The following is a 13,057-nucleotide window of genomic DNA, read 5'->3' as shown; positions in this document are numbered from 1 at the left end:
GATTATTCACCACCTTCAACACCGGCCGCTTCAAGCATGGCGTGCAGTAGAACGTTACAGCCAGCGTGGACATGCTCAGGCTTGGCGCTTTCAATCTCGTTATGGCTAATGCCATCTTTACAGGGAATAAAGATCATCGCGGCGGGTGCCACACGGCCAACAAACATTGCATCGTGACCTGCACCGCTGATGATATCCATATGGGAGAGGCTGAGCTTTTCGGCCGCTTGGCGAACAGCATCCACACATTCTTGATTAAAGTGCTCTGGTGCGAAATCCGCCGTAGGCGTTAACTCGTACTCCAATCCATGGCGTTGGCAAATTTCTTCAACGGCATTGGCAACGGCTTGGCCCATTGCGATAAGGGCTTCTGGCTCCCAGTGACGCATATCCAAGGTCATTTTGACCTGGCCGGGAATCACGTTGCGTGAACCTGGGTGCAGCGTCATGCAGCCCACTGTGCCGCGCCCGTGGGGTTGGTGCTCATGGGCAATCCGGTTGAGTGCTTGAGTAACTTCTGCGGCCCCCATCATGGCATCCCGACGAAGGTTCATCGGAGTGGGGCCCGCATGGGCTTCAAGCCCTGTCAGGGTTAAATCGAACCACTTCTGGCCAAGCCCGCCTATAACCACGCCAATGGTGGTGTCTGTGTCTTCGAGAATAGGGCCCTGCTCAATGTGTGGCTCAAAATAGGCTTTGATCTCGTCGGGGGAGACCGTATCACTACCGCGGTAATGAATAGCGTCGAGGGCATCGCTTACCGTGACGCCCTCGGCGTCGGTGCGCGCTAGCATTGCGTCAAATTCCAGCACGCCACTAAATACACCTGAACCCATCATACAAGGAGGGAAACGGCAGCCTTCTTCGTTCGTCCAGGCGACGACTTCGATTGGGGACTGAGTGGTGATGTTATGCTGGTTCAGGGTGCGAATCACTTCCAGACCTGACAGCACGCCAACGCAGCCGTCATATTTGCCGCCGGTGGGCTGGCTATCCAGATGGCTGCCTGCCATCACCGCTTTGGCGCTGGGATCGCTGCCTTCCCGGCGAGCAAATATATTGCCGATATTATCAATACGAATAGTGCAGCCCTCGGCGCGGCACCACTGGATAAACAGGTCGCGGCCTTGACGTTCTAAATCGGTAAGCGCTTGGCGATTGACGCCGCCTTTAGGCGTGGCGCCTAGTTTAGCCATTTCCATCAGCGACTCCCAAAGGCGGTCGCTGTCGGTATGTAGGTCTTTGATATGATTGGTTGGTGTAACGTAGGTATTCATTTCACTCTCCTCGCAAGATTAAACGGATGCATTTTCCGTCAGTAATTCGTGTAGCTTGGAACGGTGATTCTGAAGGTTGTGTGAATGGTTGCTGATCAGCATCTGCGCGGCCATTTCCGCTTCTAATGCGCTCATATGATGCTCGGCATCGGCCATATGCTCGGCCATGACCTGCCGCACCCGTTGGGTATCTTCAGCGCGGTAGGCGTCCACCAACTGGCGATGGTAGTCCTGATTGGCGTGATCGAATTGCTTACGCTCAGGCACGTAGGCTTTTTTGATCACGACTAAATCCCGCAGCATGTCGTTTAAAAACTGGCACATAAACGCCAGCAGAGGGTTAGGGCAGACACGCGCCAATAGCTGGTGAAACTCCAGCTCTAAAAAGCGCTGGTGTCGGTGATCCTCTTCATCACTCGCGCAACAGGCGCAGGCTGACATATTGGCTTCCAACTGCTGTAAGTCGTGCTCGGTGAGCCTTCCCACCACGGATGCCGCCAGCTCTACTTCCAACAGTTTGCGCAACTGATAAACCTGCTTGCCATCCAACTGTTGGAAATGCAGAAAGTTGCGCAGCATGCGGCTGGCGGGCTCCATGCCTGGCTGATTAATGACCGCGCCGCCTTTGGGCCCGGTTTTTAACGTGACTAGCCCCTCAACCTCAAGAATCTTAAGCGCTTCGCGGACAGTAGCCTTGGCGCTACCGTAAAGCTCCATCAGCGCTTTTTCGTTCGGCAGCCGGTCGCCTTCCCCCAAAGACTCGGCGGCAATCCAGCGCTTGATATCATCGCTGATCAGCTCGGCGAGTTTGGGTCGGCGCCTTGAGGCTGGAACAGAGGTTGAAACTATCTTTGAAACAGGGGCTTGAGCCATCAACCCACTCCTTACTTGTTGTTAGCGATGGTGGTCGTTTCATAGCCATAGGCGGGTAAACGCTCAGGGTGGTACTCGGCATCGTACTCATAGCGCGCTTGGGTAAAACGTTCCACTACCGCTGTATCGCGGCGGTGCAGCGTATGGCTTAGGCCAACAAATAGCGCAGCGTTCAGCAATAAGCCCCAAATACCCGCATGGTAGCCAAAGGGGGCGCTTAGCGGGCCAAAGGTCATCAGTAGCACGCAGGCAACGCCAGCCCATAAACCAGCGAGCGCAGCGGTAGGGTGGGCTTTTTTCCAAGTGATAGCACCGATGGTAGGAATCACCAGCTGTGCAGTGCCCGCCAGCGCAGCAATACCAATGGTGACCAGTACGCCGGGTACGGTAAGCGCCATGATATAAGCCGCCAGAGAGAAGCCCACCAGCGATAAACGACCGATATAAACAATACGTGCTTGGCTGGCGTCACGATTCATATAACGTTTGTAAATATCCATTGTGACCACGGTAGATACCGCGTGAATCTGTGAGTTAGCCGTGGACATCGCAGCCGAAGCGCCTGCTGCCATGATCAGTGATGCGAGTAGGTAGGGGGCATACTCCATCAGCATAATGGGCAGGATCTGATCAGGATTGTCTACATTGGGTTCAAGCAATACACCTGAGTAACCCGACAGCACCGAGCCTACATAAGCAAAGGCTGCCAAGCCCAGTAAAAACGGCATTAAGTTAAACAACTTGCCGTGTTTTACTGAGTACATACGTAACCAAATTTGCGGGCCCATAAAGGCACCAATAGCGGTAATGGCAAACAGCGAGAACCACATGGGGTAGCCCATGGTGCCGTTAGGCCCAGGCATGGTGAGATGGTCAGGAGAGGTTTGCTGAAGTTGGCTAAAGAGAGCGGTTGGCCCACCTACCTGGGTGGAAATGTAGTAACCGGCATACAGCATGCCGAAGAATAGCAGTGCACCATAAATAACGTCGGTCCAGGCGATGGCACGGATGCCACCGATCCATACATAGATAATGATAATGAAGTAGAAAAGCAGTGCGGCGAGCCAGAACGGAATCAGCCCACCAGAGGCGACTTCGATTAAATAGGCGCCGCCAGTTAGCTGAATCTGCAAATAAGGGATGGTGAAAATCAGCGTGATAGCGGCAACAGTAATACGCAGCGCTTCGCTATTATAAAAGTCGCCGATTAAATCTGAAGGTGTTAAATAATTGAATCGCTTACCTAAAAACCATACCCGTTTACCGATCCAGTAATACATAAAACCAAACAGCAGGTTCCAGGCTAGCGCAGTAAGAAATACAGGCCCATTAGTATAAAAGGTCGCGTTAGAACCGAGGAATGCAAAGGCGCTCCACCAAGTTGCCGCCACGGTAAAGAATACCGCGATACTCCCCATGGCGCGGCCTTGAACGAAAAAATCTTCGCTGGTTTCTTGCGATTGTCGTGCCGACAAAACCCCCACCATCAAGGGGATAATCATAAAGGCCGCAATAATTAATAAACTACCGGTCATGGTTAATCCCCTTGCTATGGCTGTTTAGTGGCGTGAGCAGTTGTTGGCGCGGGGCTACCCCAATTGGTGAAATAGGCCACCAAAAACAGCGCCGTTAACACAAACCACCAGAGCAAGTTCCAAACTAAAAGAAAGGGGAGCCCCATAACCATGGGCTCTATGCGGTTAGCCAGCATAATGAGGGGACTTTCCAGCATAAAAAAACTGAAAAGCATGCCGCCATAAATCGACAGCTTTAAGGGGGTTAAATATTTCATCGCGCGTTAGCCCTTTGTTTATGTTGATCTGTTTATGTTGAATTTGTGAGCAATGTTTTCAGCACGCGTCGACCAACCACGGAGCTACTTGAAAGCAACGTTATCGGTGCTGAGCACTGTTTGGGTGTGTTCCACTGATTTGTTGTATTTATTCGTATAAATATAATGATTAGGTGTTTTTTTATCAGGCGTCAAGGCCAAGGGGTAAGCAAGGCGGCACTAATACGTATAGATTCTCTAACGTGAACAAAAGAAAAGCGTAATTTTATAAACGTGTGTGGTGGCGCATGCTGAGACCATGTCTCATAGCGATGGAGCTAGACACCATGTTTGGAATAAAAAGCAAAACCAAGACACTAGCCTCGCCTGCTTTGATGGGGGATGCCCCCTCAAAAACGGCGCTTAATCAGCACTACTGGATGCCGTTCAGCGCCAACCGCGACTTCCACGCCAACCCACGTGTTATCGCAGGGGCGGAAGGGCGTTACTACATTGATGATCAGGGCCGTAAGCTGTTCGATTCGCTTTCCGGGCTATGGACCTGCGGCGCGGGGCATAACCGTGAAGAGATTCAAAAAGCGGTGTCGGCACAGTTAGGCAGCCTCGATTTTGCGCCAGGTTTTCAGCTTGGTCATCCGCTGGCGTTTAAACTGGCGGAAAAGGTCGCAGGCCTCGCACCTGCTGGGCTTGACCATGTGTTTTTCACCAATTCGGGTTCAGAAGCCGCTGATACCTCGGTCAAAATGGCCAAGGCCTACTGGCGGTTAAAAGGTAAACCTGAGAAAACCCGCATGATTGGCCGCGCCAAGGGCTATCACGGGGTGAATATCGGTGGCACCAGCCTGGGCGGTATCGGAGGCAACCGGAAACACTACGGCCAGTTGCTGGACGTGACGCACCTGCCGCACACCCTTCAGGCGGGCCACGCTTTCACCCGTGGCCAAGCGGAAACCGGTGCTGAGCTTGCCGATGCGCTGCTCGATCAAATCGCCCTGCACGATGCCTCGACTATTGCGGCAGTGATTGTTGAGCCGATGTCAGGCTCGGCGGGCGTCATTGTGCCGCCTAAAGGCTATCTGGATCGGCTGCGCGAAATCTGCACCGCCCACGATATTCTGCTGATTTTTGACGAAGTGATTACCGCCTTTGGCCGCAGCGGCGCAACCACGGGCGCGGAAGCGTTTGGCGTGACGCCGGATATCATGAACGTGGCCAAGCAGATCACTAACGGCGCCATTCCTATGGGCGCGGTCATCGCTTCCAGCGAGATATTCGACACCTTCATGCAGGCTGGCGGCCCCCAGCACGCGGTTGAGTTCTCCCACGGTTACACCTATAGCGCCCATCCCGTAGCTTGCGCGGCGGGGCTAGCGGCCCTTGAAATGATGGAGCGTGAAAACTTCCCCGCTCAGGTAAGCGCTATCGCGCCCACCTTCGAGCAGAAGCTGCACGCGCTAAAAGGCCGCAACCACGTTGTCGATATTCGTAACTACGGTTTAGCGGGCGCCATTCAGCTATCGCCCCGAGACGGCGACCCCATCATTCGCCCAAGGGATGCCCACATGGCGCTATGGGAAGCAGGTTTCTACGTGCGCTACGGCGGCGACACGCTGCAGTTTGGCCCTCCTTTCGGCACCACCGAGGCTGAGCTTGAGCGACTGTTCGACGCCGTTGCGACCACTTTGGATTCGCTAGCCTAATCTACTGATCAACTTCAGAGAGTTTAAACATGAGTGTTGTTTCCCACCTGATCAACGGTGAACTAGTCGAGAGTAAGCGCACGCTGGATGTCACCAATCCGTCAACCGGCAAAGTGATTCGCCAAGTCGCGGATGCGGATGCCGCCGATGTAGAGCGTGCTATTGCCGCCGCCCAAGCTGCTTTCCCTGCCTGGCGCGATACGCCACCCGCCAAGCGCGCCCAGGTAATGTACCGTTTTAAGCAGTTGCTGGAAGAGCACGCTGACCGTCTAGTGCAACTGGTTAGCGAAGAGCATGGCAAAACCCCAGAAGATGCGATGGGCGAGCTTAAGCGTGGCATCGAAAACGTCGAGTACGCCTGCGGTGTACCGGAACTGCTTAAAGGCGAGTACTCCCACAACGTAGGGCCGGGCATTGATGCATGGTCTAACTTCCAGCCGTTAGGTGTGGTGGCCGGCATCACTCCGTTTAACTTCCCCGCCATGGTGCCGCTGTGGATGTACCCCATGGCCATTGCCTGTGGTAATACCTTTATCCTTAAGCCGTCGGAGAAAGATCCGTCCGCCTCTATGGCCGTTGCCGAACTGCTTCAAGAAGCGGGGCTGCCTAAAGGTGTGATGAACGTGATTCACGGCGGTCGCGAAGCAGTGGAAACACTCTTGGATGCCAAAGCCGTCAAAGCCATTTCCTTTGTTGGCTCAACGCCTGTGGCGGAAGCGATTTATTCCCGTGGTTCCGCCGCGGGTAAGCGCGTTCAGGCGTTGGGCGGGGCGAAGAACCACGCCGTCGTGCTGCCGGATGCTGATTTGGAGAACGCCGCCAACACGCTAATGGGTGCGGCTTACGGTAGCTGCGGCGAACGCTGCATGGCGATTTCAGTAGCGGTATGTGTTGGCGATGAAACGGCCAATCGTCTGGTCGAAACCATGCTTCCCAAGATTGCTCAGTTGAAAGTGGGCCCTGGTACTAACAAAGGCCTGGATATGGGCCCGCTGGTAACGGCCGAGCACCGCGATAAAGTGCTAGGGTTCATCGAAGACGGTGTTAACGCCGGGGCAACGCTGGTCGCTGATGGCCGCAGCCTTAAAGTGGCTGGCCATGAAGAGGGCTATTTTGTGGGTGGTTGCCTGTTCGATAACGTCACCGCGGAGATGCGTATTTACCAGGAAGAGATCTTCGGGCCAGTGCTCTGCATCGTGCGGGTCGGCAGTTTAGACGACGCCATGCAGTTAATTAACGATCATGAATACGGTAATGGCACCTGTCTATTCACCCGTGATGGCGAAGCTGCCCGACGCTTTACCGACGCTATCGAGGTTGGCATGGTGGGGGTTAACGTACCGCTGCCAGTACCGGTCGCCTATCACAGTTTTGGTGGCTGGAAGCGCTCACTGTTTGGTGACCTTCACGCCTACGGTCCTGATTCAGTACGCTTCTATACCCGCCGCAAAGCGGTTTCCCAGCGCTGGCCTTCCGTTAGCGAAGCGACCCGGGCGGAGTTCTCTTTCCCCGCCAATCAAAGTTGACGTCATGGGGTAACTAGGACATCTTTTCAGCACCACCGCACTGCGGTGGTGCTTTTTTTGGTCGTTTACTTTAGCTGTAAGGAATAAAGGCATCGTGGCGCGTACTCAGGACGAAATTCGGCAAACTAACGTCAAAAAGATTCTCCAGGCAGCGGAGCAGTTGTTTGCCGAAAAAGGCTACGCAGGCGCCTCCATGGGTGAAATCGCTCAGTTAGCTGATATCCCAAAATCCAACGTGCACTACTATTTTTCGACCAAAAAAGCCTTGTATCAGGATGTGTTGCTGGAGCTTTTGGAAATTTGGAAACAGGATGCGCTGTGTTTTGAGCTCTATGATGATCCGCGTGTTGTGCTCTCCACCTATATTCGTGCCAAGATGAACCACTCCCGCAACCGCGCCCATGGCTCAAAAGTATGGGCGGCCGAAGTGATGCAGGGCGCCCCGATTCTTAAGGAGCGCCTACGCGATAACCTCTACGAATGGGCTAAACTTAAAGAGTCGAAAATTCGCGAATGGGTCGAAACAGGCCAGATCAACCCCGTTGAACCTTCCTACCTGCTTTATATGATCTGGGCATCCACCCAGCACTACGCTGATTTCGACTACCAAATTTACCTACTCAACGATGATAAGCCACTGGACGACCTACAGTTTGAAAAAGCCGTGCAGTCGGTGACCTCGGTGATCTTGCGCGGGATTGGGCTGACGGCTTAGAGTGCCTATGTCCGCATAGCGGCGTGTTTGTGTCTGCCACTCTCCTTATCGGGTTAAGCTCGCCAGGCTGGCGGCCAGTAGCTGGGTGCCTGCGACGGCATCATCGAGTTCGGTATGCTCATTAGGGTGGTGACTAAGGCCATCGCGGCAGGGCACAAACAGCATCGCCGTTGGGCAGTGGTTGGCGAGGTGAATCGAATCGTGAAAGGCGCCCGATACTAATCGCGGTGCCGTCATCCCCAGCTCGTGGGCGGTGTGATCGAGCAGGGAGGTGAGTGTGGCGGGAAACGCGACGGGTTCAACGCGCGAGAGTGATGTCAGTGTTGCTTTGCAACCCGCCCAGGTCTGCTGGGCGAGCCCATTGAATTCTGCTTCCAGTGCTTTTAGCGTCGTTGCTTCGGGGTGGCGTAAATCAATAGTGAAGGTGACCTGGTCGGGAATAGTGTTCACCGAGCCAGGGCTGACGGCAAACTTACCAATGGTAAAACGCACGCGGTCTTCGCTATCCCGTGCGGCCTCACGCAGCGCGGTTGCCAGCGCACAGGCGGCTTCTAACGCATCGCGGCGCATGGCACGCGGCGTTGTACCCGCATGGTTGGCGCTGCCTGATACGGTGACTTCAAACCAGCTAACGCCTTGAATACCTTCCACAACGCCTGCTGACATACCCTTGCGCTCCAGAATGGGGCCTTGTTCAATATGCAGTTCAAGAAAGGCATGCATGGGTGTTGTCATCGGGCGGCGGGGAACGTCTGCGGCGTCCAGTTCAGCCAGGCAAGTATCCAGTGCATATCCCAAACTGACGCCGTCGCTGTCTTTAACTAAGCGCGTTTCATCCAGGCTGCGCGCACCGCAGAATACAGCCGAACCGGAGGTGCCAGGGGAGAACCGCGCCCCCTCTTCATTGGTCCAGCTCACCAGCGAAAGAGGGCGGCGTGGAATAAAGCCCGCCTGCTTAAGTGCGCGTAGTGCTTCAAGCCCTGCCAGCACGCCCAGCGCACCGTCGTACTTGCCACCCGCCGGTTGGCTATCCAAATGACTACCCGTGACGACGGGCTCAAGCGCAGGGTCGCTGCCGGGCATATCAAGGAACACATTGCCGATAGCGTCGACGCTTGCCTTGGCACCCAGGGCGCTGGCCTGTTCGATCAGCCAAAGCCGGGCGCGCGTGTCGTTGTCATCAAGCGCCAAACGCGCCACGCCGCCATCTGAACGGCCGCCCATCATCGCTAGCGTTGCCAGATCATTGGCTAGACGTTCAGGACTGACTGCTGCGGCGATAGCCCTCAGGTCGATAGCGGGCTTGTCGGTCGGTTCGTTAAGGCGGCTTGTCATCAGGCTCTCCCTAGATGCTTTTATTCGTAGACTTCGAAATGTACCTCGACAGGCACACAGTCTGCTCCATTGATGGGAATAATGTCTTGGGGGCAGGCGGACATGACGACGATACAGTCCATCTCAGCGCGTAGCTCGACGTAGTCACCGGGTTTGGACACCGGCGGGCACCAGTCGACTTTCATCTGGGCATTAACGGGAATGTTCATCCATAGATTGAATGGCTGGGGCACCTCGGGGGTGATAACGCCTATCGCTTTCATCGCTAAGCGCAGGTTGTCGGCGCAGCTGTCGTGGTAGCCCTCAACACCCAGGGTCATATAACGGAACAGGTCGCAGGCGGCCATTAGCGTGTCGTGGACACCCGGCGACGTGTCGGCGGTAAGAGTCATGATCGGGCGACGGCGGTTACTGATCAGCGGGTCGCCTACCTGGGGAATCAGCGCGCTCAACCAGGCACGCCCGTGTTCCCAAGACATGAACTCGTTGATGTTATCGGTGCTAAACGCCCAGGTGTCGCACACTTGGGTGCCGTGGGTATTGATAATACGAATAGTTTGTCCGGCTTTTAGACGCACCGCCCGGCCGCCACGGGCGGCAACTTCGTAGCGCTCGCCTAACACTGGGGTACCGTCGGGGGAGATAGGGTCTTCCAAGCTGTGGTTATGGCCGCAAGGTTCGCTGTTGCTGCGCGGCAGTTGCTCAATGCGAGCGTGGTCAAAGCGTTTATCAGAACTCATGGGATGCTCCAGGTGTTTTAAAGTGTTGAGGTGACGGAATCAGTCGATATGGCGCTCGCGCCAGGTGTTAAGAAACTGCTGAAGGCGTTCGCTTTTTGGTTGGCGGAACAGGGTCGCGGGTGGACCGCTCTCGACCACGCGGCCTTGATCCATAAAGATCACGCGGTCGGCGACTTTGGCGGCAAAACCCATTTCGTGGGTGACGATCACCATGGTCATGCCGTCTGCGGCCAGTTTCTTCATGACATCCAGCACTTCGCCGACCAGTTCCGGGTCAAGCGCCGAGGTAGGCTCATCGAAGAACATCACCCTGGGCTTCATGGCGAGTGCCCGAGCAATGGCTACCCGCTGCTTCTGGCCACCGGAAAGACTCTCTGGAAAGTGTCCCGCACGGTCGGCAAGGCCGACCTGTTCGAGCATCGCCATGCCTTCCTCTTCAGCATCCTGGCGGGAAAGGCCGTTGACCAGACGCAGCGCTTCGGTCACGTTCTCCAGTGCCGTGCGATGGGGCCATAGGTGAAAGTGTTGGAACACCATGCCGACGGGCGCACGCACTTCGTCTACGCGCTTTTCGCTGGTGCGCACACGCTTGCCGTTGCGGTCTTCATAGCCTAATAATTGACCGTCGATATAGACGCTGCCGTGATCGTAGGGCTCCAAAAATGCCAGACAGCGCAGCAGGGTGGATTTACCCGAACCGGAGGGGCCAATCACACAGACCACTTCGGAAGGGGCGAGGCTGAAGTCGATGTTGGTCAGCACTTCCAGATCGCCAAACTGCTTACTGATGCCTTGTGCCTCAACAATGGCTTTTTGTCGGGTAGGCTTGGGTGGTGTGAGCGTGTCAGCCGTTGGCATGGGCGTTATCCTTTTGAGCGACATGGCGCGGTTGACGATTGGCTAAGCGTTTTTCCAGCGCATAGCCACCCCGGGCAACCAGTTCAATCATTAGCCAGTAGAGCAAGGCAACCGCCAGGTAAGGCTCGATGACCTGAAAAGTCTGGTTAACGATGGTGGTGGCATTTTTGGTCAGGTCATCCACCGAGATAATCGAGATCAGCGCGGACTCTTTCACTAAAATGATCAACTGGTTGGTACTCGGAGGAACAATTAAACGCGCCATTTGCGGGATCTGAATGCGTATTAGCGCGTGCCAGGGGGATATGCCCAGCATTCGCGCCGCCTCAAGCTGGCCTTTGGGGATGGACTTGAAGCCGCCACGATAAATTTCTGCAAAGTAGCCTGCGCCATAAAGCCCAATACCGGTGACACCGGCAATTTCAGCATCTAGCCGTAGGCCAATGCTGGGGCCCCCGTAATAAAGCAAAAACAGCAGAATCAGCAGTGGGATGCCGCGGCAAATTTCTACATAGCAGGCCACCGGATAGCCGAATAGACGTGGATTAGCCAGACGTAGCGCCGCCAGCACCAGCCCCAATGAAACCGCTAGCAGGCAGCCGAAAAAGCAGATCCACAGCGTATTCCACAACCCTTGCAGAATCAGCCCACGGACGTCCCATAGCAGGGCAATATCGAACATAACGGACACTCCCCTATTCGGTGGCTAGGCCGCCGGTCATGCGGCGTTCTAAGTAAGCGCTGAGTCGTGCCAGCACCAAATTGACCGCGAGATAAAGCAGCGCGGCAGCTAAATACGTTTCCAGCGGCTGAAAGGTGCGTGAGGCGATTTGCTCGCTAACGCGCATTAGTTCGGTGACGGCAATCACCGAGATCAGCGATGAATTCTTGAGAATCGTGATGATCTCGTTCGTCAGTGGCGGCAGCGTCAGGCGAAATACCTGGGGCATGATGATGCGCCTGCGGGTCTGCCACGCCGAGATGCCCGCCATGCGCGCCGCTTCTATTTGCCCCGCGGGAATATGGCCGATGCCACTGCGGAAAATTTCCGCCTGAAAGGCCGTTGTGTTTAACGTTAGGGTCAAAATGGCAGCTGAGATAGGCGCCATCTCAATGCCGATTTCGGGCAGTAGGTAATAAACCAACAGCAGCTGTAGCAAAATAGGGGTGCCGCGCCAGAAGCTGCGGTAAAGCCCGCAGGGCCAGAGCACTAGGCGATACTGGCTGGTCAAACCAAAGGCCAGTAAAACGCCTAATACCAAGCCCAATGCGATGGCGGAAAGCGAGACCACCATGGTGGTGGTCAAGCCTTTGAGCAGTACAGGGTAGTGGTTGAGCAGAATCTCAAACATGGTGCACCTGTAAAATGAAGAAAAACGGCTTCACCAACTCACGCTGTTTTACTCGGCCGCTGGGAGTTCTAAAGGCAGGTCCATCGGGCCACCGAACCATTTTTCCTGTAACTCATTTAAGGTGCCGTCTTCATTCAGGCGCTGAATCTGCTCATCCATAAAGGCGTTGAGTGATGCGCTCGCTTCGTCATCGCGCCCGGCCCAGGAAAAGTACACCGGGTCGCCGAAAGTGCCGACTACTTCAAACACATCAGGACGGGTGCGCTCGGCTTCGAGCAGGTTAGGCAAGCTATTGATCACCACATCGACACGGCCCGTGCCTAACTCGGCGTAGGCCTCATCAACGCCTGTGTAGGTGCGAATATCTTCAACAGGAGTGCCCGCTTCCTCTAACTCTGCGGCCAGCGCTTCCAGTGCTTCTAACTGCGCGGAGCCTGCCTGAGCAGCGGCTACTTTGCCGGCGATATCTTCTGGTGAGCTGATACCTTCTTCACCCGCACGCTTGAGAATCGCCATGGTGGCGTCGGCAATGGGCGCGCTTAAGTGGTAGCGTTCCATACGCTCCGGCGTGGCGGTGACCGAGGTGATCACGTAGTCAAAACGCTCGCGCTCCAGACCGGGCAGAATGCCTTGCCAAGGGAGATCCATGCGGATCAGTTCGACACCCTCAAGCTCGGGCATGATGTGTTCCATGACATCGGCGGAGTAGCCGACAATTTCACCATCCTCGATGTACTCGAATGGCGCAAACCGTGCTTCCGTGCCCACGGTAAAGGTGCCTTCCGATCGTATGTCTTCAAGCAGATCGCTGTGGGCGGTAGTGGCGAAGCTAACGCCAAGTAGGAGGCCAGCGGTAATAGTGGGGATGCGTTGCATGGGGATGCTCCTC

12 protein-coding genes are annotated in these 13,057 nt (G+C 55.3%); 3 read left to right on the top strand and 9 right to left on the bottom strand.

Features of this window, described 5'->3' with window-relative positions; translation table 11 throughout:
- Window positions 1-2 precede the first annotated feature (2 nt).
- Genes AC5TBW_RS17030 through AC5TBW_RS17020 form a run of 3 tightly spaced genes read right to left on the bottom strand, consistent with a single transcriptional unit; the run spans window position 3 to window position 3,685 of the window.
- Window positions 3-1,277, bottom strand: a complete 1,275-nt coding sequence (locus tag AC5TBW_RS17030) for a Zn-dependent hydrolase (RefSeq protein ID WP_495509699.1) — start codon at window positions 1,275-1,277, stop codon at window positions 3-5.
- Window positions 1,278-1,295: 18 nt separating this feature from the next.
- Window positions 1,296-2,150 (bottom strand): FadR/GntR family transcriptional regulator, encoded by an 855-nt coding sequence (locus AC5TBW_RS17025; protein WP_495509698.1) that lies wholly within the window; start codon window positions 2,148-2,150, stop codon window positions 1,296-1,298.
- An 11-nt stretch (window positions 2,151-2,161) separates the two neighbouring features.
- Window positions 2,162-3,685: a sodium:solute symporter family protein gene (locus AC5TBW_RS17020; protein WP_495509697.1), complete on the bottom strand. Its 1,524-nt coding sequence runs from the start codon at window positions 3,683-3,685 to the stop codon at window positions 2,162-2,164.
- Window positions 3,686-4,268: 583 nt separating this feature from the next.
- Between AC5TBW_RS17020 and aptA the strand changes: the two genes are divergently transcribed.
- The 3 genes from aptA to AC5TBW_RS17005 all read left to right on the top strand — a co-directional run bounded on the left by aptA (window position 4,269) and on the right by AC5TBW_RS17005 (window position 7,883).
- Window positions 4,269-5,642 (top strand): omega-aminotransferase AptA, encoded by a 1,374-nt coding sequence (gene aptA, locus AC5TBW_RS17015; protein WP_495509696.1) that lies wholly within the window; start codon window positions 4,269-4,271, stop codon window positions 5,640-5,642.
- Between the two features lie 29 nt (window positions 5,643-5,671).
- Window positions 5,672-7,168 carry a CoA-acylating methylmalonate-semialdehyde dehydrogenase gene (locus tag AC5TBW_RS17010; RefSeq protein WP_495509695.1) on the top strand — a complete coding sequence of 499 codons (1,497 nt, stop codon included), beginning with the start codon at window positions 5,672-5,674 and terminating at the stop codon, window positions 7,166-7,168.
- 94 nt (window positions 7,169-7,262) lie between these two features.
- Window positions 7,263-7,883 carry a TetR/AcrR family transcriptional regulator gene (locus tag AC5TBW_RS17005; protein WP_495509694.1) on the top strand — a complete coding sequence of 207 codons (621 nt, stop codon included), beginning with the start codon at window positions 7,263-7,265 and terminating at the stop codon, window positions 7,881-7,883.
- A 45-nt stretch (window positions 7,884-7,928) separates the two neighbouring features.
- Here AC5TBW_RS17005 and AC5TBW_RS17000 read toward each other — a convergent pair whose 3' ends face one another.
- Genes AC5TBW_RS17000 through AC5TBW_RS16975 form a run of 6 tightly spaced genes read right to left on the bottom strand, consistent with a single transcriptional unit; the run spans window position 7,929 to window position 13,044 of the window.
- On the bottom strand, window positions 7,929-9,218 hold the full coding sequence (locus AC5TBW_RS17000; RefSeq protein WP_495509693.1) for a M20 family metallo-hydrolase: 1,290 nt from the start codon (window positions 9,216-9,218) through the stop codon (window positions 7,929-7,931).
- A 20-nt stretch (window positions 9,219-9,238) separates the two neighbouring features.
- Window positions 9,239-9,958 (bottom strand): DUF1989 domain-containing protein, encoded by a 720-nt coding sequence (locus tag AC5TBW_RS16995; RefSeq protein WP_495509692.1) that lies wholly within the window; start codon window positions 9,956-9,958, stop codon window positions 9,239-9,241.
- Between the two features lie 39 nt (window positions 9,959-9,997).
- On the bottom strand, window positions 9,998-10,816 hold the full coding sequence (locus AC5TBW_RS16990; protein ID WP_495509691.1) for an amino acid ABC transporter ATP-binding protein: 819 nt from the start codon (window positions 10,814-10,816) through the stop codon (window positions 9,998-10,000).
- On the bottom strand, window positions 10,803-11,498 hold the full coding sequence (locus AC5TBW_RS16985; protein ID WP_495509690.1) for an amino acid ABC transporter permease: 696 nt from the start codon (window positions 11,496-11,498) through the stop codon (window positions 10,803-10,805). The genes AC5TBW_RS16990 and AC5TBW_RS16985 overlap by 14 nt, the downstream gene beginning before the upstream one ends.
- A 13-nt stretch (window positions 11,499-11,511) precedes the next feature.
- Window positions 11,512-12,168 carry an amino acid ABC transporter permease gene (locus AC5TBW_RS16980; RefSeq protein ID WP_495509689.1) on the bottom strand — a complete coding sequence of 219 codons (657 nt, stop codon included), beginning with the start codon at window positions 12,166-12,168 and terminating at the stop codon, window positions 11,512-11,514.
- 48 nt (window positions 12,169-12,216) lie between these two features.
- Entirely contained in the window at window positions 12,217-13,044 is an 828-nt protein-coding gene (locus AC5TBW_RS16975; protein ID WP_495509688.1) for a transporter substrate-binding domain-containing protein, read from the bottom strand.
- Window positions 13,045-13,057 lie beyond the last annotated feature (13 nt).

Source organism: Vreelandella sp. ssv, from assembly GCF_059448525.1.
The sequence above is the reverse complement of the archived record's forward strand: the minus strand, read 5'-3'. Positions and strand labels throughout refer to the sequence as shown.

Coding starts and splice junctions, on each gene's coding strand:
- AC5TBW_RS17030 (WP_495509699.1), bottom strand. CDS start 1,277: ATGAATACCTACGTTACACCAACCAATCATATCAAAGACCTACATACC.
- AC5TBW_RS17025 (WP_495509698.1), bottom strand. CDS start 2,150: ATGGCTCAAGCCCCTGTTTCAAAGATAGTTTCAACCTCTGTTCCAGCC.
- AC5TBW_RS17020 (WP_495509697.1), bottom strand. CDS start 3,685: ATGACCGGTAGTTTATTAATTATTGCGGCCTTTATGATTATCCCCTTG.
- aptA (WP_495509696.1), top strand. CDS start 4,269: ATGTTTGGAATAAAAAGCAAAACCAAGACACTAGCCTCGCCTGCTTTG.
- AC5TBW_RS17010 (WP_495509695.1), top strand. CDS start 5,672: ATGAGTGTTGTTTCCCACCTGATCAACGGTGAACTAGTCGAGAGTAAG.
- AC5TBW_RS17000 (WP_495509693.1), bottom strand. CDS start 9,218: ATGACAAGCCGCCTTAACGAACCGACCGACAAGCCCGCTATCGACCTG.
- AC5TBW_RS16995 (WP_495509692.1), bottom strand. CDS start 9,958: ATGAGTTCTGATAAACGCTTTGACCACGCTCGCATTGAGCAACTGCCG.
- AC5TBW_RS16990 (WP_495509691.1), bottom strand. CDS start 10,816: ATGCCAACGGCTGACACGCTCACACCACCCAAGCCTACCCGACAAAAA.
- AC5TBW_RS16985 (WP_495509690.1), bottom strand. CDS start 11,498: ATGTTCGATATTGCCCTGCTATGGGACGTCCGTGGGCTGATTCTGCAA.
- AC5TBW_RS16980 (WP_495509689.1), bottom strand. CDS start 12,168: ATGTTTGAGATTCTGCTCAACCACTACCCTGTACTGCTCAAAGGCTTG.
- AC5TBW_RS16975 (WP_495509688.1), bottom strand. CDS start 13,044: ATGCAACGCATCCCCACTATTACCGCTGGCCTCCTACTTGGCGTTAGC.